We start from the raw sequence: 20,074 nt of genomic DNA on the forward strand, positions 1-20,074 counted from the left end.
TATGGTTAGACTAGACTTCACCGAACTACTTCTGCTACCAATCTTTTTTGCACTGATTCTATTGGCAGGAAAGTTACTGGAAACAAGGCTTACCCATGCACAGAATCGACGCATTTACTGGCAGGGCTTACTCATTAAACAAGTGGGGGCGCTATTTTTTGCTCTCGTGTATCTCTTTTATTACGGAGGAGGAGATACCACGGTATACCACCACGATGCCAAGATTATCCAAGAAGCTTTTTGGAGTAACCCCATTACAGGAATAAAAATTCTCTTGTACAATGTCGGTGATCGTTGGGATGCAGACACCTACGCTTACCTCAGAAATATGTGGATGGACAACCGAACCTCCAACTGGACTACAGCCAAGATTACAGGCTTTGTAGAGATCTTTACCTTGGGTACTTTTCTTCCGGCTAGTCTTCTTTTTGGCTTTTTCTCTTTCCTAGGTATTTGGAAACTCTATCAGTTCTTTCTGCAATTTTATCCCCAATACCCGAAATGGTTAGGGTATAGTATGCTCTTTATCCCCTCTTGTGTCTTCTGGAGTTCAGGCATTATCAAGGAAACACTCACCTCAGCGGCCGTAGGCTTCTTTGTCTATTATTTCTGTGAATTATTTTGTCATAAGCGAAGAATCCTATTCTCTGTTTTTGTGCTCCTATTATCTACATGGATACTCAGAGACATTAAAAGCGTCACCCTACTAGCCTTACTTCCTGGATTATTAATCTGGCTATTATTTAAATACCAAGATCGTCTCTTCCCAAGCAATAGTCTTAAAGGATTACTTGTTATTTCATCCCTATTGATTTTTGTAGGAGGAATGGTATTAGCAGGAAGGGATATTAGCAATCAACTAGAATCTCAGGAAGAGTTCGCCGCTCTTCAGTACCAACTCAAGGCTACTCATTATGACCACGGAGGGCGAACGAAAGGACATGGAGGGGGAGAAGCATCCTCCTACCAGTTAGATTGCGCCAATGACCTTAGTTTTTTGGGAATGGTCTATTGTATTCCTTCCGCTATTAATGTCACCTTATTTCGCCCCTACCCTTGGGAGGTCAACAAAGCCTTTACCAGATTGATGTCTCTGGAAGGAGTCGCCTTAATGTTCTTCACCTTACTAGCTTTATTCAAAAGTAACGTTAATAGTATCAAGTCCCTGACAACCAATCCAGAGATACTGATGGCATTGAGCTACACTATTATCTTTGGTTTTATAGTAGGTCTATTTTCTTTCAACTTTGGAGTACTCACCCGCTTTAAAGCACCTATGATGCCTTTTTATGTAGCCATGCTTGTGCTGATCTACCAACGAGCAGAGAGCAGGCGAAATTGAGGCTTTTCTGTAAAATTGCTAGTGCAGAAGGTGGTTAATTTTCAATGATTAATTTTCAATTTTCAATTATTTACTACTCACTGCCCACTGTTCATTAATTCTAAAAAGTTGTCTTTATTGGACTGTACTGAATAATGCTCTTCTATCTTCTTACGGGCCTTCTCTCCCATTTGATGGAGAACTTCCGGGTTTTCTAATAAATAAACTAATCGATGTTCCCAATCTTTTGGAGAGCAACAGATAAACCCATTCTCCTGATGGTCCACAATTTCCTTATTGACTCCAACGGGAGATACCAGTGCCGGAATTCCCAATGCCATATATTGCAAGGCTTTGAAGCCGCACTTTCCTTTTGCCCACTTATCCTCTGTCAGAGGCATAATACCCATATCAAACTGCATCAAGTCCTGAATCTCTGTTTCCTTTTTCCAGGGCTGAAATACCATTGACTTTAGTTTTAGATCCGGTGCTTCATTGGAAATCACCCTAAACTCAAAGTCATACCTTTCCTCCAAGTCTTGTAAAATCGGTTCTAGCAACTTTAAATAGATAGAAGTGGTTAAAGTACCTGTCCACCCTATGATGGGCTTCGTATTCTTTTTTTGAGGATATAAGATTGGGTTATGGTACCCTTCTGTATCAATTGTCGTAGGGTTGATGATCACGTTGGAGTTAAATGACTTGGCATAAGCTGCCAGGTACTCATTCCCTGCCGACACCTTATGGCTCCATTTGATGATAAAGGGTACCTTGTGATACCATTTCAGCCAATGAAAACGAGCATTATGCTCAGAATAATTGGGCAACCATATGGCATCATCAAAATCATAGATAATTTTTTTCCCCAACACCTTCGCTAAAAACCATTCAAATACAGGAGGACCAATATGGGATGCTTCTCGATGAAGAAAAACACAATCATACTGATAAGCCTTTAACATCAATAACTTCCTACGACCAAAGGCCTTTATAATCCCAAATGCTTTTTGAATAAAATGCCCTGGTTTATGCAGGATATTCCATGTAGAAAGATCAATAAAAGGAGCATAGGTATAGGTGTGACCTGCTTCTTCCAAAAAGTCTAAATATTGTTCGAAACGAAATCGCTGAGAGGGAGCAATCGTAGGGGGATATGGTGCGAGGATTAGAATATTCATTATATGTTGAATTATTTTTTTCGTAAAAATAATATTTTTACGGGGGTGACCAATGATAAAACCGTATCCATTCCCTCAGTTCCTCCACCAATACATGTACACGGGTCGATGGGTTTGCCTCAATCACAGGTTTTCCTTTATGATAAATCAATAACTGTTTAGCTCGATCAACGGCTTTTTCTTCTATTCCCAATTTATCTACCATATCCAGAATACGAACATTCCCATGTACATAATTATAGCGAGCAAATCGGCCTCCAAACTTCCGTACCTCTTCCTGCAGTTGCCCATAAATCCATTTCCGTGGAATAGGCTCTTCTGCCGGAAGATCCATAAAATGCAATAATAACCATAACTCAAACACTTCATTACTATAAGCTATATGCATCTTTTCCTCCTTGGCAATCTTCAAAGCCTTCTCAAAGCGTACCCGTTTACTGGTATTAATATCCGCATCATCCTTATCAAATACGACCCATACAAAATCAATCTCTCGCTTGGCTTCATACTGTAGCTCTTGCTTATACGTGATTGCCTTCTGAACTACTCCTAATGGATCCCTGCCCGTTCCTACTGCCCTTAAATATAGGGTATCCGGTGGAAAGGCCTGAGCAAAACCATTAAAGTAAGCAGGCTCCGTATTCTTGTCCTCACAAACAATCAGAAAATACTGCTTATAGGTGCGGATACGGTGGGGACGGGTGATATGGTCTCGGGTTGTGCGCAAATTTTTAATTTTCAATGATTAATTTTCAATTATTTATTCCTCACTGTTCACTGCCCATTGCTCACTGTTCTCTGTTCACTGTCCCAGCAGGTCAAAATTGCCAAGAACCGGAATGGCTCCATACCTCCCTTCTAAATAACGCTTGGCCTTATTGGCATCATCTTTTCCTTTTTGTTGGGGATAGAAATATTGATAGTCGGAAAGCGCAAAGACCTCTGAAGCTTCCCAGGCATTTTTCTCTACAAAATTGATCTGATCACGACGGAGATTGGCATAATGCAGTAAGTTCGTATCGTGTGTGGCAAAGATAATTTGGGCATGATATGGATTGCTTTTCTTAGAAAAAAACAACTCCAGAATATTCAAGGTGATTATAGGATGGCTTTTGGCTTCAATCTCATCCACAATCAGAATTCCTCCATTTAGCAACGTATGTAATACAGGACCTGAAAACTGGAACGCCTTTCGAGACCCCTCAGACTCCCGCTCGTGCATAGACCATACCATGGTTTCTTCCCTTTGCTTTCCTTGGGCATCATAGGTGTAATGAAGGGTCTCCACTTGTATGTTTAACCTACTTTTCAGCTCGTCCAACACTACTGCCTTTGTCTCCTCCGGCATCCCTTCAATATATTCATGGGGATTGAACTGTTTCTTTTGTAATAATAGATCACAAAATCCGAGATTCAGAGAATCCAAAAAGCCTTTGATCTTTTGGGCATACGCCTCATTATCCAATAACTGAATGGTATTGACCTCTTCTTTCTTGGTATCTAGACCATCCACATAGATCATGCGATCAAACCACTGCAGCAACTCCTTAGCCTCAGGGATATTGACCATATCGCAGATAGACAAAAACAAAGCATTGGGCCGTGTAATCGTAATCGCCGTATTAATGGCACTCTTAGCGCCCTTCAAGGCTGATGATACTTCTATTTTATCGCCTTCCCGAAAAAACACCTCTACCTCCCGGCCAATCTTCTTGCGGTATAACCACTCCGACAATACCCTTTGTTGATTATACGTAAAACCATAACGGTAACGTACTTCTCCCAAAATAATAGTCGCCTCCATCACAGTAGGTCTGCAGTTAAATCCCTCCTTCAATAAATAAGGATCATAAGGCAACTTAGCCACTGAACTTCCTTGTGCTGACGTAGAGACTAGTTGATCAAACAAGGTCAAGCCTTTTAGACAATTAGACTTACCGCTGCTGTTTGCTCCGTACAATGCCAATCCATTAAGAGCCTGATGCTTATTTCCTCGAATATTCTCGGAGTACTCTTTTTGTCTGGGGTCAGGTAGGAGAGAGAGTACTTGCTCCTCGGCGATGGAGCGGTAGTTGGAGATGCGGAATTCTAGGAGCATGGAGTAAATCGTTTATAGGCTATCACTATTGCTTTCTAAAAGTACAAAATAAATAACACAATAGCCCCGGGCAACGCCCGGGGAAAACGATAGAATAGTGGTTAATGATTACTCGAATCAATCGTTATAACACTGCTGCACCCCAATACTATTAATACTATAGTTTTGTGGTAGATCGATAATTTACTGCTGCCCCGGGCGGTGCCCGGGGCTATTTGGCTTTTTTTACTTGTGGTCTATGGACTTTATTATTAAAATATCCGGATCAAATACTTTATTCCCAAGAAGTAAGATCTAGACCTGTCAACTCTACTAATCTCTCATTATGAGATTGATAATGCTTTTTTAACTCAACAGCTATAGATTGTTCCATTTTTGGGAAACGCACCTCTGATTTATTCACCGCTTCCACTTTTTGTCCCAAAGTTGTAAAGAGTGTTCCCGGAAGAATCTTTTTTATAGTTTGCTTTAAGGGATTATTCTCTCTTTTAAGCCAATGAATCACCTTGGATAGCGCTCGTGACCTATTTTGAGTAGTCTTATTGTGTACTTTATTCACATTTACAGATTCTACTTCTTCTAAATACAATAATTCCAAAATCGGGTTGATAACATTTTGGGGAGAATTTTTTAAGTCTTCAAACAGATAAACGTGTACCTGTTCTTTTGGGAAGTAACGATACAGCATTTCTATTTGTTCATGATAATACCCTAAACGAATAAACTGATTAAACATAATATCATATTCCCCTCGATGATGTTTTTCCAAAGCTATAAAGATAGCTTCAAAAGGTTTCTCCATCCACCCATCCGAAACCGCCATAGTATAGGACGAATAAGCCCTCTGTACTGGTTCTCTTAATAATACGACTAAATGACAAGCAGGATTATGTTCACACAAACGTTTAACCGCTTCCTCCTTGAGCATCATCGTCACATTTTTAGTAACAATTTTCTGCTCTTTTGTTCCCTTTATTCCATAATCACGATAAGCTAAATCTATTCCTTTTTCATACGAGCGATCGTCTGTGAAGTAAGCAAACTCTTCTTGGGGATGCGTAATAATATCAGGATGTTCTGAAAGGTAATTTTTAAGTGAAGTTGTTCCTGATTTTTGGGTACCTACAATCATTAAGTCGATTAAAGAATTCATTCGTTTTATAACATTTTAAAAAATTGGAATAGTCTACTTATCTAAGAGATGTTTATCACAAAAAAAAATTGTCCTATTTCTGCTTTCCCAATAAAACAATCTTTTTTCTAAAAGCCCCTAATCATAGCACACATAACTCCAAAGCTTTTTCATAATCCTCTACAGCCTTATCCAAAGAAAAATACTCCACACCCCTTTGGTGAATACAGTCATAATCATATACTCTTGACTGCCATCTAGAGATAACACGCTCAAGCGTCTCTTCTGATAAATCATCCAACAAAAAGCCATAAGTATCCCCTGTCAGTATATTTTCCGTATCTCCGATTCCTTTGGTAGATACCACAGGCACTCCACCTAAAAGATATTCTCCTACCTTAATTGGAGCAACCGCTTGCATAGAAAATGAAGGTTTTCGAAATGCCAACCCTAAATCAGCGGCTGATACGTACTCCAACACCTTTTCAGAAGGTACACTCCTTACTATAACTTTTTTCATCAAATCAGTAGGTAGACTATCTAAAAATGGTTGTAAGGATTTTTTATCTTTTGTAAGAACTAAAAAACGAGAAGCCACTTTTTGATTTATAAGACTAAAGAATCGAAACATCTCCTCAACACAATACTGAGTCCCAATACTTCCGACATATATCAACAGCTTTTCATCTACAGCAACACCTAGTTCTTTTCGTAAGGCTTCCCGACCAGCATACAAGACATTAATATCAGGAACAGCCTTACCATTTCTCACTACCACTATTTTCTCTTCCGCATGCTGTCCAGTACGATGAGCTATAATCTCTTTCGCCTTTTGAGAACGTACTATTATAGCATCAGCAAGTACTCCTCCTGTATATTCTACATCTCTCAAAAAACGATATACTAAGGAACTAGGAGACCACCCTCCAAAATCTACCCGTTCATCCAATGCGAGACCATCTGCATCAAATAATACTTTACAATCCAACTTTTGAGTTATCCATCGTACCAATAACATTGGATAAATACTACGTGGCATAACAATCCCGATCTTGTGTTGTTTCGCATAACGAATAATCTCCCTTCTGCTTTTCCAAAGTGTATACAATTCTCCTAAAGGCTGTAACTTTCTTATCACTGATATTCTATGATAAAATACTCCTTCCTGCTCACAGGCTTCCTTGGTGCCAATATCATTACCCCATGTAAATTGAATGATATGAAACTGATACCCTTTTTGTTTTAAGGCTGAAAAAATAGGTAAAAATAATCCTTGAAGGTAGTTCACCTGGGGACCATCCCAAGTGATAAAGAGAATATTCTTCATAATGATTGACTATCGAAAAAGTACACCAATAGCTGATGGCAAATCTTTCTCTTTAAGATAAGATTTAAACATGATCAACTTTATCTTTCTTTTAAAATTAGCCTGTTGTTTCCTTGTGATTCCTACTATACTAGACAACTGTTGACAAACTGTAAAATAACCCTCTTCCAAGCCCTTTAAATTACTCATCGCCGATCCATGTCCCGTACGGTATTTCAAAGTTACTTCTTCCACACAAGTATATAGACCATCTTCTGCTATTGTTAGATAAAACAACAAATCCTCGCTATGCGTCATTCCTTCCTTAAAGGCATATATCCTTTGAGTATTTCGCTTTACCATCCAGGTTTGTCCAAGAAAACATCTACTATCTAAATTCACTAATGCATTTAGTGGTTTACCTTGATACGTAGGCTCCCAAGTTTCCAACACCCTGGACATGCTTGCATCATATTTCTCCACCACTCCATCTACAAAAGCCACTCCATCCACAAAAGCATCCAACCGAGCCTTCAAACTATTTTCCGAAAACATATCATCCGCATCCAAAAAGCAAAAATAATCTCCTTTCATCTCTTGCAGTCCTTTGTTTCGGGCACTGCTTACTCCTTTATTTTCTTGCTCGAAATAACGTATACGAGCGTCTGAATAAGACTGGATGATTTCTGAAGTATTATCTGTACTACCATCGTTTATAATCAGTAACTCCCAGTTGGAGTGCGTCTGCTTCAGTACTGAGGTGATCGCCTGTTGGATATAAGCTGCGGCATTGTAGGCGGGCATTATAATAGAAACCAAACAATTCATAGTTAACTTAGATGGTTGTCAATAATCCGTTCTATCTTGTCTAATTGTTTACTATAGGTATGATTTTCCACAAATAGCCTTCTTAGATGCTCCTTCTCAGAACTATTATACGTTCTTATATCACTAACCACTTCCCTAAACTTCTCCAACAGTTCCTCATTCTTCTTACTCATTATCAGTAACTCTGGATAATCTTTATATTCATCCGAATAACTGGACACAATCACTTTACCACTCCCCAAATACTCCATCGTCTTGTGTAAGTTAGAGTGTTGTTTGATATCTCCCTCTGTGTCCATCTTATAAACACTCAATAAAACATCCATTTTGGATAGGTAAGACGGAATAAGATAACTTTCTTTAGGACCTAGCAATCGAACATTAGATGCCCTTTGCAACTCTTCCATATATTCCTTTAACAATGTCTCCCGTGATAAATTGGAGATAGTATAGCTACCGATAAAATTAAAATCAATATCAGGATACTCCTTAATCAGTTGTAAGATGATCTTCCAATCAATACAAAAGCGTGATAAGTTTCCTACATATCCCACCTGTATTTTATGTTGATCAAAAGATTCTTCCAACTGATAATTATTTCTGCTTTCTTGATAACCGTGATGAATCTTATAGACATGGTCATTATCTGGCTGTAACTCTTGTTTAATAAAATCAGAGGTACAAAAACAAATATCAGAAGTCGTTGCTAATAGATCTCTATGAATATTCTCTGCCATATCTACAATATGACAGATCTTAAAAGGCTTTTTTATTCGACTAAGATTAAAAAAGCGAGAGCTATCAAAATTCCAGATAATGTTTACCTCCTCTCCTATCAATTGTTCAACAACCTGTAATTCCCACTTGGTCAAGATAGCTCCCAACCAATTTGGTAATCGACCAATTCCTCTAAATTTCAAGGGTTTATTGATAATGTATAGGTTATCCGAGACACTGATTACCTCCTCTTTGGAAGTGGGTGGGTTCAGAAAATAAACCTTATTCCCTCTTTCTGCTAAAGTCTTAGCATAATGATGCTTAGAAACGAAGCTTTTACCCCAAGCTTCAGGAGAAATCAATAAAATTACCTTATTCTTTAGAGTCATTGGTCTTTTTATTATCTCGCTTTAACATCCGATAGTATTGCAGCAAAGACTTTTCCAACTGCCTCTTTTGAAAACTTTTCAGTAACCTCTTGACTAATCCTCACTCGATCATACTTATGACGATTCACAAACAGATTCTTCAACCCAAGATACCAATCCTCCGTGGTACTCCCTTCTATTAAAAGACCATTATCCTGATGAACAAATTCGGCCACCGCAGGAATCTTACTCACGACTACAGGTGTCCCACATAACAAAGCCTCTGCCGTAACGACCGAAAACGTTTCATAAGAAGTAGAGTGTACAAAGGCCGTGATTCCTTGCATTTCTTTTGCAATCTGGGACTTCTGTAGTTTACCTAGTAAAATGATATTATGCTCCAAACTATACTTCTGAACATATTGCTCCATCTCCTTCCAAAGTGGTCCATACCCACCAACTCTCAATACGGCATTAGGGTACTCTTTCAATAATTTTCGAAAACCTTCAAAAGCAGGAAAAGGTGATTTTATGGTTCTCCAAAAATTCACCATAAAATATTGAGGCATATTCTCTTTATGTTCAGCGTGACAGGTAAACACATTCGCATCTACGACATTAGGAAGTACATAATGAGGAAAGTCTACTGCTCCGCTAAATGATTTAATATCTTCACCCAATGCTTTTGAAACTGTCAATAAGGGGACTTTATGATGAAATATACGTTTAATACGATCTAGCTTTTTTGTATCCTTAGGCATATTGAAATTAAAATGGTAAGCCGTCCAATGCTCTAAAAATACAAACGGAACCTTAATCACTTTCTTTATCAAAGAGGTATAAGTACCCAAAGGATACGCCACATGAAATACCAATATATCGAACAATTTATTAACCTTGTATTTCCTTAAAGCCCACAATAATAACAATAAAGTCAGGAACTCTTTAATCGCCGGACGAGCTAACTTCTTCGTTAAATAAAGTCTGTAAGCAAAACCTTCTACCCCTTCCAAAGGATAATGTTTTAACCTCACGAAATCCTTTTCACTCTCTACCACTTCCAGATGTAACACCTCATTCTTTGCTACATAAGGAGCTAAAGATTGCACATGCTCTCGAACAAACAAGGTTTCAAAAGGATTGTCAATATTAGGAAACCAATTAACAATATGAATTGCTTTTATTTGCTTATTCATTCTCTAAAAAGTGCATTAGTTGATACTCAAAATCTTGAGCAATTTTCCCCCATCTAAACTTACCTTGTACAAAATCATAATTAGCTTTCTCCACCTGACCTCTGTATTCTTTATCTGACAGAAGCTTATCAATCACCTGTACAAACCGTTCTTTTTCTGGAACTACAATATTTTCTACGGCAGCCATTCCTTCTTTCGTACCCCCAAGTGCAGAGGCTACTACTGCGGTGCCACTAAATGCCGCTTCTAGAGTTACTAAAGGAAAAGCCTCCGGAACTACAGAGGGAAGACAAAAAACAGTTGCTTCTGCAAAAACTTTGGGGAGATCTTTATCATGATCTACATAGCCCAACCAATCGATTTTGTCTATAATATCCAATTCACTAGCTAACTCCTCTAACTCTAGCTGATAAGAACTTTTCTCTCCATCTCCACCAAAATGCATACTACCTGTTACCCAAAGTTTTAGATTTTCATACTTTTTTCGAAGCTCAGCAAATACTTCGAACAATAAATGAATTCCCTTTCCTTTATCTAACCTCCCTACAAATAGTAATACTTCACCTTGCTTAGACCCTGCCTCAGGAGTAAATAGTTCATTATTAACCCCATTATGAATAACCACGCTACGTTTATATAGTGATGGACATTTATCCCCAAAAGAATCCAAAATAGCTTGGCTACAACCTATCACTCCATCCAAAGCCTTTGAAAGGTTTTGCAAATAAGTAGTGTCTACAGATCCTAAACTATCATTATGTAGATGCAACAATAATTTACCACGATATCCCAATTTCCTTAAATAAAGTGCATAATGTGCTCTATTTTCTAGGATGATAGCTTCATACTGATTCAATCTTCCTAAGAAATACCAAACTATACACCACAAGAGTCCATCTTGTCGCTTATTCAAAAAAGACAAAGGAAACTTTGATCTAAATACAGAGAGGAAAGTAAAAACTTTAGACCTTACTAAACTGCCTTGAGGATAAGTCGTTTTAGAATCTTGTTCAGCACCCAATACTTTTATGGTAAAGCGATCAGTTTTAAGGTATTGATTAACTTCTGCCACCCAACGTGCTACAGCCCCACCATACTTGCTGCTATAAGGTTCTTTATCAGGCAATAAAAATGCTATTCTCGAAGACTTCATCTTGTTTATTCTAACTCTATTTCTACGATTCCCCTTTTATTTTTTTATACAAGCCTTGCCTCAAAAGCCAAAAGGTATCTCTATAATATTGAAGTGATTGCCAACCTTGTTGATAATGCCTTTTACAAAATTGCTTAAACCCTTTCCATAACTGCCCCTCTCTTAACGTTTTAAATTCATCAACCCACGAACCATTCCATAAATGTACTGCGATCGAGTTCGTCGTGATATAACTTTTATATCGTTCCACTTCATGCGACTCATGTGAGGGGAATGCATAAAAGACCTCTTGAGAATAAATCAAAATATCATTCTTTAATGTTCTCAATTGCTCATCAATACATTCCTCTTCTATTAAATACTTCGTCAACAATACTGGTATTGTAACTTTCTGTCCCAGAATAAATGATTGAGAATGATAATAATTTAATAACCGCTCTATCACAGGGTGTCCTTTCATTACACCTACTGCTCCAAAACTGACATACTCAGCCGTTTCTAATCCTGAAAAGAAGCTAATATTGTTATACAAAGGAAAGGGTTTTAATAAAAGCATATCCGTATCTAAATATATGCCACCATAATTATATAAAGCATGACACCTTACATAGTCAGATACAAATGCCCATGACTGGGCTTCATAAGCTTGTCTAGCATAATCTATATCTAAAGGAGAGTTAACCTCTGTCCACTCAATAAACTCATATCCCTTTAAGTACTTTTTCCATGAAGCTATACACTCCTTTATCAGGTTGGACTTTTCCTGCTCACCAAACCAACAATAATGGATTATCTTAGGTATCATATTTTTAAATTTATAGCTGGTCAATATATATCCCTAATTACTTACTGCCATCTTTATGAGTTTTTAAACCCAAAAATTGTACACTTTCAGAAGGTAACTTTTCTGATAGGTGTATAAGCTTCCTACCATAAAGTGAAACCGATAAACTTTCTTTTTTACACTATAACTTGAAGTTCAGCGTCTCTCACTTCTGAAGCCACTTTCTCAAATGCTGTAAATAATGAATCACAACCCTTCTCTTCCGAATGACTGCTATTTTTTCTTAGTTTCAAAAAAGTACAATTACATCAACAAACAATCCCCATTCAATCCCTTACTACAGAGCTTAGGAATTCCTTAATAAATAGAATTTGTCTCTTAAGGAATAATCACTTCTACCAGAAAGAAAAAACGTTAAAATAAAACCAAACAAAAAAGGAGATGCCGATTCTATAAATCGATTATTCCAATCATCAAGCCATGTTAATGTAATGTCTTTGTCCTGAAGCTTACCATGTGTCTCTCGTATTACCCGAAGATACTTACATAGCTTTTCTTTTGTTAGTTTACCCGAGAAAAGCTGCTCTTGAGTTTCATAAACATTAGTGTAGAATAAATCCCGAATCACCTTTGCATTTTTTCCTTGTTCCTCTTGATGAAGCACAGACACATTGGTATCATGCAATCTATAGTCTAGCAATACCTCCGGTAGATTCGTAAATTTGTACCCATTTTTTAAATGCAAGTACCAAAAGTAATAATCCTCAGCATGTTTATATTCCCTGGAATATCTTAATGAAGTCTTCCTAAAAATCACTGAGGGATGTGCAATTGGACACTGAAACAAACCCATTCTTCTAATATCATCATGTGTCTGTGGGAATACCCAAGTTTCCTTTTCAGCTTGTGACCGAATCTTATAGTTAAATACCTTAACTGCCGTACCGCAAACATCTACTCCTTGCTCTTGCATAAAATACAACTGCTTTTCAAATCGCTGAGGACGGGCGATATCATCAGCATCCATACGAGCAATATACTTTCCTTTAGCAAGGTCAATGCCCTTATTTAAAGTGGCTATTAAGCCTAAGTTCTTTTCATTTTTAATGTATCGAATTCTCGGGTCCTGATAACTTAAAATAATCTCTTCCGATTGATCTGTAGAGCCATCATTAATAATCAAGAACTCAAAATTATCATAAGTCTGGTCAAGAATACTTTGAATGGCATCCCTTAAAAACTGAGCTGCATTATAAACGGGCATCAAAACACTTAATACTGTTGTGTCATCCATTGTATCTTCTTTTAGGTAGATTGAGAAAATATTGATAAAATCCCCAATGAATCTTTCTTAAACCTATTACATGTCGGAAACCGAACTTTGTAAAAAGCTCATACAACCCAAGTGCTACAAAATCTTTCCAATGAAAAACTTTATTGTTCAATAGAATTGCTCCGTACTTCAACAGCAACCTTGTATTGTATACCCTTTCACTGATAACTTTAAAACAAACAACAAAACCTTGAGCCAAATTACTTTTTAATTCATTATTATGCGCTAAATGAGCAAATGTCTGATTATATAGCAAAAAGCCTTTTAATACTGTATTTGCAGACGGTCTATTTACAGTTGGCATTATCCTATAATAATGGTCACAAATAGAAAAAAAACACTTATATCTGAAACCTTTTAATAGTGCCCTGGTATGTAATTCTGGGTCTTGCAACCTAGGGTATCGCTCATCAAACCCATCCAATTGAATCAAACTCTCTTTCCTCCAAATTGGTCCCGTCGTTTGCCAAGGCATCTCATGTCTGAAAATACGATGAAGAGGTGGTTCATCTGATGCTTTATTAAAAACGTCTTTCACATCTCCTACTTCATTTTTGAACATCCCCGTAGCAAAAACTATAAAGTCTAAATCAGGGCACTTCTCAATTATCTCTACCCTTTTTTCCAGACAAGTTTTCAACAATAAGTCATCACTATCTAAAAAAATAAGATAATCTCCCTTTGCCCTTTCCAAGCCGATGTTTCTACAAACACTCCCCCCTTTAGGCCCTCGATCTCTCTGATAAAAACGAAAGCGACTATCTTTTTTAGTATATGCTTTAACTATTTTTTGAGTACCATCCATAGAGCCATCATCTACTACTATGCACTCCCAATAAGGATAGGTTTGGGCTAAGACAGAGTTTAGGGTTTCTCCTATTAAAGTAGCTGTATTGAAGGAAGGAATAATGACTGTAACTAATGCATTATGATTCATAAATTTCTATAAGCTTTTCTCCCAACACTTTATTATCATAATTCTCTACTACAAAATTTCTTGCTGCCTTTCCCATTTTTTGCTGCTCTTCGGGGTGGTCCATTAACCATTTTAGTTTTTCGACAAACCCCTCTATATCTTTTTCCTTCACAACAAAACCTGTTTCTCCATTAATCATTCCATATTTCATTCCCCCTACATCTGATACAATAACAGGAAGTTCCATTGCTTGTGCTTCCTGAATCACTAAACCTTGTGCTTCAGAGCGACCTTCGCCATCAATGATACCAGGAAATAAAAATACATGGCTTTCCGAAAGTTCCTTTTTGACTTGATCCTGTGTCATACTACCTTTCATACTAACTATATTCTGTAAATTATGGTATACAATGTGCTCTTGACAAGCTGTAAATTCAGGTCCTTCTCCTATAATCGTTAAATGACAATTATTTCTCAATTGCTGCAGCCGTTGAATAATTTTAATAGCCAATAAAGGCGCTTTTAAAGGAATTAGCCTGCCTATAAATATCACATTAAACACACCTTTTACCTCCCCACATCTTAAACCTCTATTGAACTGGCTAGTATCAAGTCCTACGGGTAAAATGCTAACTCGTTCTTTTGGAAAAGATAAATTCTCTACTTTTTCTTTTAAGAATGGAGTATTAACTGTATAGCTAACAATATTAGAAGACAAAAGAGGAGTGTAAAATTGTTTTGAATAATGAAATGCGTCGTAACCATGAAAAGTCACTAAAAGCCTAACATCAGGATTGATCATGTCTAACAAAGGAATAATAGGTAGCGCATTCAAAGCAAAATGTACATGAATAATATCTCCATCAATAAAAAACTTAGCCATCAACGTTTGGTAGAACTTTACAAGATTAACTGCTTGTCTTCCATATTTCAACACATTAAAACTTTTTAATAAGTTTGAAAATAATGGCGTTTGCCGATATTTGTAGAGTTCTTTTAATGCTCCAAGAATTCGTTGTAAAAAATTAAGCGGCATATGTTTTTCCCAATCGATCGTATTGGCATAATCCATTAAATGGTAATCTTCAACGACTGGGTGTCTTCCAATTAAAGTATCTACATCTCTTGTCGATAAGATCCGTACTTTATAACCAGAATCAATTAAAAACTTTATCTGGTTAAGAATAAAGGTTTCTGATATGGTCGGAAAAGACGACACCACAATACATACTCTTTTAGGCATATCCAAGTATTTCTCTCATCGGCTTAGTAAGCTGTAATAACTTTTCCTGATCTTCCTCTTGCCAAGTATCAAAGTCCCTTATCAATACATTATTATTGATATTTCTCTTATGATCTAATATTTTTTCTAAACCTATTAAATCATCATCACACATCTTTAAACCTACAAAATATAATAATTTCTTTAACTCTCCCCTCCTATTATCACTTCCAAAAAACTCTTCATATTTTAAATGTAACACTCTATCACTATTAAAAGGTAGAGAACTCATAATCAACTCATTACACTTATTCCAAAACCATGCTATTTTCTCTATCCTTGAAAAATCATTCCAAACATAAAAGTATGGATCCTTCTCAAAGTCAAGTGCTCTCAAACGTAAACGGTGATCATTATCTGCATAAGTGAACATCACATTATCGTTTAGGGGAGATTTATTGTAATATGACACCACTACTTGCCTAGGATCTCTGCTTAACACAACAAACTTAGCTTTAGGGTATGCTTTTTTTAGCTCAGGTATAATATAAGCTAAATGTGGGTTTGACTCAATATAATAACTCTTCTTTGCGTTGATCATTTTATTAATTTGATCTAACCTCAAAGCTCTCACCTTATCAACCACTTCTTCTGTCAACATACCTTCACGTATCTTAGACATTCCTATGTCAAAAAAATCTGGTTTTGGTTCATGTACACAATGAACATCATGAAAGCTCTGATTGAAAAAAAAATCAAAAAAATTCGTCCCAGTTCTCCCTGTCGATACAATAAATATAGGTGTAAAGTATCGATGATGATATACTGTATTTCTTAAGACAACTCTTCTAACTCGACTCAAAAAAGTTTTCGTTTTATCAAGTAATTGACTTTGCATGTTTCCCTATAGATTTCATTAAAAATCACATGTACTTCGCTCCACTATAAGCTTATCATTGAACTTACAGTGAAGTTGTGATCTACCAACACACCTTCTTTCAAATTCTGCTGTCGACCCGTTTTAAAAAAGTCTCCTCCTTCTACTTCAAAAAAAGTAATCGATTCTATATTATCTTCTATGCCATCTGAAGACATAATTGTACAATCAATTGAATACTCTCCTCTAGGCAAAGGAAATTTCATTATATTAAAAACAGCAGTGTAATTTCCTTCCTCGATAATATCAAACTCTGCCGCTAAAAAGACATTATTACAAATAAATCTTATAATACCTCTATCATCTACGAATTTCAATCGAACTTTAACATTACTAATCTTACTCCTCGCACACAATGTCATTCTTATAAAATATTGTCCCCCTGAAGCTAAATTTCTAACATTTTTATTATCTGAAGAGAGGAAAGAAACATCAGACACCAACACATTTCCCCTCCCTTGTCTGTCAGTTCTTTCTATTAATGTTTTTTGAGTCTTTTCTTTTCCTTGAGATAAATAATAATCAATCCCACCGTTAACATCTCCCAAAAAAGTCAATGCTCCCTGTTCCATAACTAAAGCTCGTGTACATAATTGTTGAATACTAGCCATATTATGACTCACAAAAAGCACCGTTCTCCCTTGCCCAGTACTCACCTCCTGCATCTTCCCAATCGCCTTCTTCTGAAACTCCGCATCTCCCACGGCCAACACCTCATCTACAATCAAAATCTCTGGCTCCAAATGAGCTGCAATGGCAAATCCTAAGCGTACGGTCATGCCTGAAGAGTAACGCTTTACAGGGGTATCCAAGTACCGTTCCACCCCGGCAAAAGCGACGATCTCGTCAAGCTTCTGGGTAATCTCCCAGCGAGACATCCCCATAATGGTACCGTTCATGTAGATGTTCTCACGCCCTGTCATCTCGGGATGGAAGCCGGTACCTACCTCTAGTAGGGAGGCAATACGTCCTTTGGCCTTTACACTTCCGGTGGTGGGTGCGGTGATCTGAGAAAGCACCTTGAGCAAGGTGGACTTCCCTGCTCCGTTCTTTCCGATAATCCCCAGTACTTCTCCTTGTGCTACTTCAAAGTTGATATCCTGTAGCGCCCATACGTACTCGCTTGCTCCTTTGGCTGTTCGGTCGTTGGTTTCCCCTATTTTTAGATAAGGATCTTCTTTGCCACGGATACGATGCCACCAGCGGTTAAGGTCATGAGAGATCGTCCCTGTCCCTACCTGCCCGAGGCGATATTGCTTCGATAAATTTTCTACTTTTATTGCTATGTTACTCACTGCATTCGTTGTTGAGGCGGCTTACGCCGCTGGTTGAGCGCTTTGCTGTTGAGGAGCCCTTCGGGCTGTTGAGAACTTCATGGTTTGGAGCTTCGCTCCGTTGGGATTTCCTTTGTTGTGCTTCGCACAATGGGGATTGAGTTCTTATATCTTCACTTCAGCGCTTCGTCAAACTGATTGATTAATATGGATTTACTATTCTTTTGAGATGTAAAGATAGTATTTTTGTTCTTGGAATAATAACGTTGGATCTTACTTCTGTAGTATATGTTGAGGCGGCTTACGCCGCTGGTTGAGCGCTTCGCTGTTGAGTGGAGCTTCGCTCCGTTGAGTTTTTGCAGTACTATTCTTTCTCAACAGCGAAGCTCCACGATGTAATGGCTCAACAGCCCGAAGGCTACACCATGTAATGGACTCAACAGCAAAGCGCTCAACCAGCGGCACAAGCCGCCTTAACAAATTTTCCAATAGCCTCCCTTATCCGGGCCGACTCGTTCCAATAATTGTTCCTCTTTTAATTTCTGTATATTTTTCTGTATCGCTCGCTCAGAAATACCGACTTGCTCGGCCATCTCCGGGATCGTGATATCTTTGTTTTCATAAACTAATTCGAGAATCATCCAGGCACTTTTACTTAGCTTTTTAGATAAGTTCGTTGCTATTTGCTGCTTAGTATTCTCCCAACTCATCGAATTTTTCCCCGAACTTTTCCCCGAACTTTCCCCCGAACTTTCATCTACACTTACTCTAGAAAAAATAACGGTAAACAACCCTTCAGTCTTAAATACAGGCACTGGAAGCCCGGCTTCTTTCACTACGTCTTGCATCCTTCTAATTCCCGAACCTATTTGCTCCACCATATTGATCCGCACCAATAGACCAAAAAGCAAAGGATTTCTACTGTGACTCTTAAAACCGAACTCATCGGGCTTAATAGCACTTACCAATCCTCCCGGGTTGGTTACTTCCAATCGATCCTCAAATAGTTCGATCACGATTCTAGATCCTTTATCATAATAATCCCGATGAGCCAGGGCATTCATGATCGCTTCCTTCAGGGCAACTTCCGGTATCTCCCATTGTTCCTTTCGGGGACCTGCATCTTCTATGATATAACGAACACTCAGTTTTGACTTCAACCACTGCAATGCTTGTTTATATTGATTGACTAAAGGACCTCCAAATCGTTTATCGTCAATGATATTCGTTTTTGTTGTACCCTCAAAAGCAATACAACGTATGGCCGCTGTATCAAAAAAGTGTTCAGGACTTTCCCCAAAGAACAATACGCCTCCGTTTTTCACGCTTCCATCAGGAGTGGTAACCTTTAGGTTATTGATTATCTGTTGCCGAGTAATCGCTTTAGACAGCCCTGCCTCTAAGCGAAACTCTTCAAACCATTCTTCATCAATATCTTTTTCTACTGAAAATTCTCTACAAGGCGCCTCATCGAAATAAATTTTATCCGCTTGCTGAAAGAAATCCCGCATCTGCTCTACAGTGGTCAACTTCTGTGTATTGGGGCCCTGCCTCACATATATCACCCCAGAAAGAACATAAGGCTTATTGTTCCCTGAGTCCACCTCAATTACCCATACCTCTCTTCCTTCAATCACCACCGCATAGATAGGACAATGCAGGTTAGGTGTGATCTCATTCAATGAATTCTGTAATGCTGATCGTTTTGCATTATCCATCGTCACTCTTTGCACTTGGTTATCATCATCTACTCCAATCAACACCACTCCTCCTGCCGCATTGGCAAAAGCACAAACTTCCTCCGACAGCTCCCGCAGTTTCTTAGGTAGTCGTTCCTTAAACTCAGCATTATACCCTTCTCCACTTTGAATAATATTTTCTACATCTTCTTTACTTAGCATTCTTGATCATGTTGAGGCGGCTTGCGCCGCTAGTTGAGCGCTTCGCTGTTGAGTAGCCCTTTGGACTGTTGAGCATTATATGATGTGGAGCTTCGCTCCGTTAAGACAAAGCTTCACTGTAAAATCTCAATAAGAATAAATCATAAATTTAACGGATAACTTTTATTCATAAATACAGTCCCCTGCACCCTGAACAAAACACCGCTTTTTCATCGAATTTATTACATCGATCCGAAAAACGCTTTACCTCCCCCTTCTTTATACATAGATTACTCTCGATAAATTGTAATGAGGGTGATTACACTTTCATTTTAGGTAGCTGTATTTATGCGGCTACCTTTTTTTTTGTTGAGGCGGCTTGCGCCGCTGGTTGAGCGCTTCGCTGTTGAGGAGCCCTTCGGGCTGTTGAG

Annotated in this window: 17 protein-coding genes; 1 reads left to right on the plus strand and 16 read right to left on the minus strand. The window is 38.0% G+C overall.

What is annotated here, in order from left to right; translation table 11 throughout:
- Position 1 precedes the first annotated feature (1 nt).
- On the plus strand, positions 2 to 1,342 hold the full coding sequence (locus ABD985_RS18285; RefSeq protein ID WP_345374274.1) for a hypothetical protein: 1,341 nt from the start codon (positions 2 to 4) through the stop codon (positions 1,340 to 1,342).
- Between the two features lie 77 nt (positions 1,343 to 1,419).
- Here the strand turns inward: ABD985_RS18285 and ABD985_RS18290 are convergent, their stop codons facing one another.
- The 16 genes from ABD985_RS18290 to ABD985_RS18365 all read right to left on the minus strand — a co-directional run bounded on the left by ABD985_RS18290 (position 1,420) and on the right by ABD985_RS18365 (position 19,664).
- A complete protein-coding gene (locus ABD985_RS18290; RefSeq protein ID WP_345374276.1) occupies positions 1,420 to 2,499 on the minus strand; it encodes a glycosyltransferase family 4 protein in 1,080 nt (359 codons plus the stop codon).
- A gap of 37 nt (positions 2,500 to 2,536) precedes the next feature.
- Positions 2,537 to 3,226 carry an RloB family protein gene (locus ABD985_RS18295; protein WP_345374278.1) on the minus strand — a complete coding sequence of 230 codons (690 nt, stop codon included), beginning with the start codon at positions 3,224 to 3,226 and terminating at the stop codon, positions 2,537 to 2,539.
- 75 nt (positions 3,227 to 3,301) lie between these two features.
- Positions 3,302 to 4,597 (minus strand): AAA family ATPase, encoded by a 1,296-nt coding sequence (locus tag ABD985_RS18300; protein WP_345374280.1) that lies wholly within the window; start codon positions 4,595 to 4,597, stop codon positions 3,302 to 3,304.
- Between the two features lie 274 nt (positions 4,598 to 4,871).
- A complete protein-coding gene (locus tag ABD985_RS18305; protein ID WP_345374282.1) occupies positions 4,872 to 5,750 on the minus strand; it encodes a sulfotransferase domain-containing protein in 879 nt (292 codons plus the stop codon).
- Positions 5,751 to 5,871: 121 nt separating this feature from the next.
- Positions 5,872 to 7,056 carry a glycosyltransferase family 4 protein gene (locus tag ABD985_RS18310; RefSeq protein WP_345374284.1) on the minus strand — a complete coding sequence of 395 codons (1,185 nt, stop codon included), beginning with the start codon at positions 7,054 to 7,056 and terminating at the stop codon, positions 5,872 to 5,874.
- Between the two features lie 9 nt (positions 7,057 to 7,065).
- Positions 7,066 to 7,863, minus strand: a complete 798-nt coding sequence (locus tag ABD985_RS18315) for a glycosyltransferase family 2 protein (RefSeq protein WP_345374286.1) — start codon at positions 7,861 to 7,863, stop codon at positions 7,066 to 7,068.
- Positions 7,864 to 7,865: 2 nt separating this feature from the next.
- On the minus strand, positions 7,866 to 8,969 hold the full coding sequence (locus tag ABD985_RS18320) for a glycosyltransferase family protein (protein ID WP_345374288.1): 1,104 nt from the start codon (positions 8,967 to 8,969) through the stop codon (positions 7,866 to 7,868).
- Positions 8,970 to 8,980: 11 nt separating this feature from the next.
- Positions 8,981 to 10,144 carry a glycosyltransferase family 4 protein gene (locus tag ABD985_RS18325; RefSeq protein ID WP_345374290.1) on the minus strand — a complete coding sequence of 388 codons (1,164 nt, stop codon included), beginning with the start codon at positions 10,142 to 10,144 and terminating at the stop codon, positions 8,981 to 8,983.
- Positions 10,137 to 11,297 carry a glycosyltransferase family 4 protein gene (locus ABD985_RS18330; RefSeq protein ID WP_345374293.1) on the minus strand — a complete coding sequence of 387 codons (1,161 nt, stop codon included), beginning with the start codon at positions 11,295 to 11,297 and terminating at the stop codon, positions 10,137 to 10,139. The genes ABD985_RS18325 and ABD985_RS18330 overlap by 8 nt, the downstream gene beginning before the upstream one ends.
- Before the next feature lie 22 nt (positions 11,298 to 11,319).
- The gene (locus ABD985_RS18335; protein ID WP_345374295.1) at positions 11,320 to 12,126 is read right to left on the minus strand and encodes a glycosyltransferase family 32 protein; all 807 of its coding nucleotides are present in this window, start codon (positions 12,124 to 12,126) and stop codon (positions 11,320 to 11,322) included.
- 301 nt (positions 12,127 to 12,427) lie between these two features.
- Positions 12,428 to 13,375 carry a glycosyltransferase gene (locus ABD985_RS18340; protein ID WP_345374297.1) on the minus strand — a complete coding sequence of 316 codons (948 nt, stop codon included), beginning with the start codon at positions 13,373 to 13,375 and terminating at the stop codon, positions 12,428 to 12,430.
- A complete protein-coding gene (locus ABD985_RS18345; RefSeq protein ID WP_345374299.1) occupies positions 13,368 to 14,351 on the minus strand; it encodes a glycosyltransferase family 2 protein in 984 nt (327 codons plus the stop codon). Before ABD985_RS18345 ends, ABD985_RS18340 begins: the two co-directional genes overlap by 8 nt.
- A complete protein-coding gene (locus tag ABD985_RS18350) occupies positions 14,341 to 15,573 on the minus strand; it encodes a glycosyltransferase (RefSeq protein WP_345374300.1) in 1,233 nt (410 codons plus the stop codon). Before ABD985_RS18350 ends, ABD985_RS18345 begins: the two co-directional genes overlap by 11 nt.
- Positions 15,566 to 16,450, minus strand: coding sequence for a sulfotransferase family protein (locus ABD985_RS18355; RefSeq protein WP_345374302.1), 885 nt, complete (start codon positions 16,448 to 16,450; stop codon positions 15,566 to 15,568). The genes ABD985_RS18350 and ABD985_RS18355 overlap by 8 nt, the downstream gene beginning before the upstream one ends.
- 44 nt (positions 16,451 to 16,494) lie before the next feature.
- Positions 16,495 to 17,784, minus strand: coding sequence for an ABC transporter ATP-binding protein (locus tag ABD985_RS18360; RefSeq protein ID WP_345374304.1), 1,290 nt, complete (start codon positions 17,782 to 17,784; stop codon positions 16,495 to 16,497).
- 452 nt (positions 17,785 to 18,236) lie between these two features.
- Positions 18,237 to 19,664 (minus strand): RNA-binding domain-containing protein, encoded by a 1,428-nt coding sequence (locus ABD985_RS18365; protein ID WP_345374305.1) that lies wholly within the window; start codon positions 19,662 to 19,664, stop codon positions 18,237 to 18,239.
- Positions 19,665 to 20,074: the final 410 nt, after the last annotated feature.

It is taken from the genome of Algivirga pacifica (assembly GCF_039543525.1).
Classification (GTDB): domain Bacteria; phylum Bacteroidota; class Bacteroidia; order Cytophagales; family Flammeovirgaceae; genus Algivirga; species Algivirga pacifica.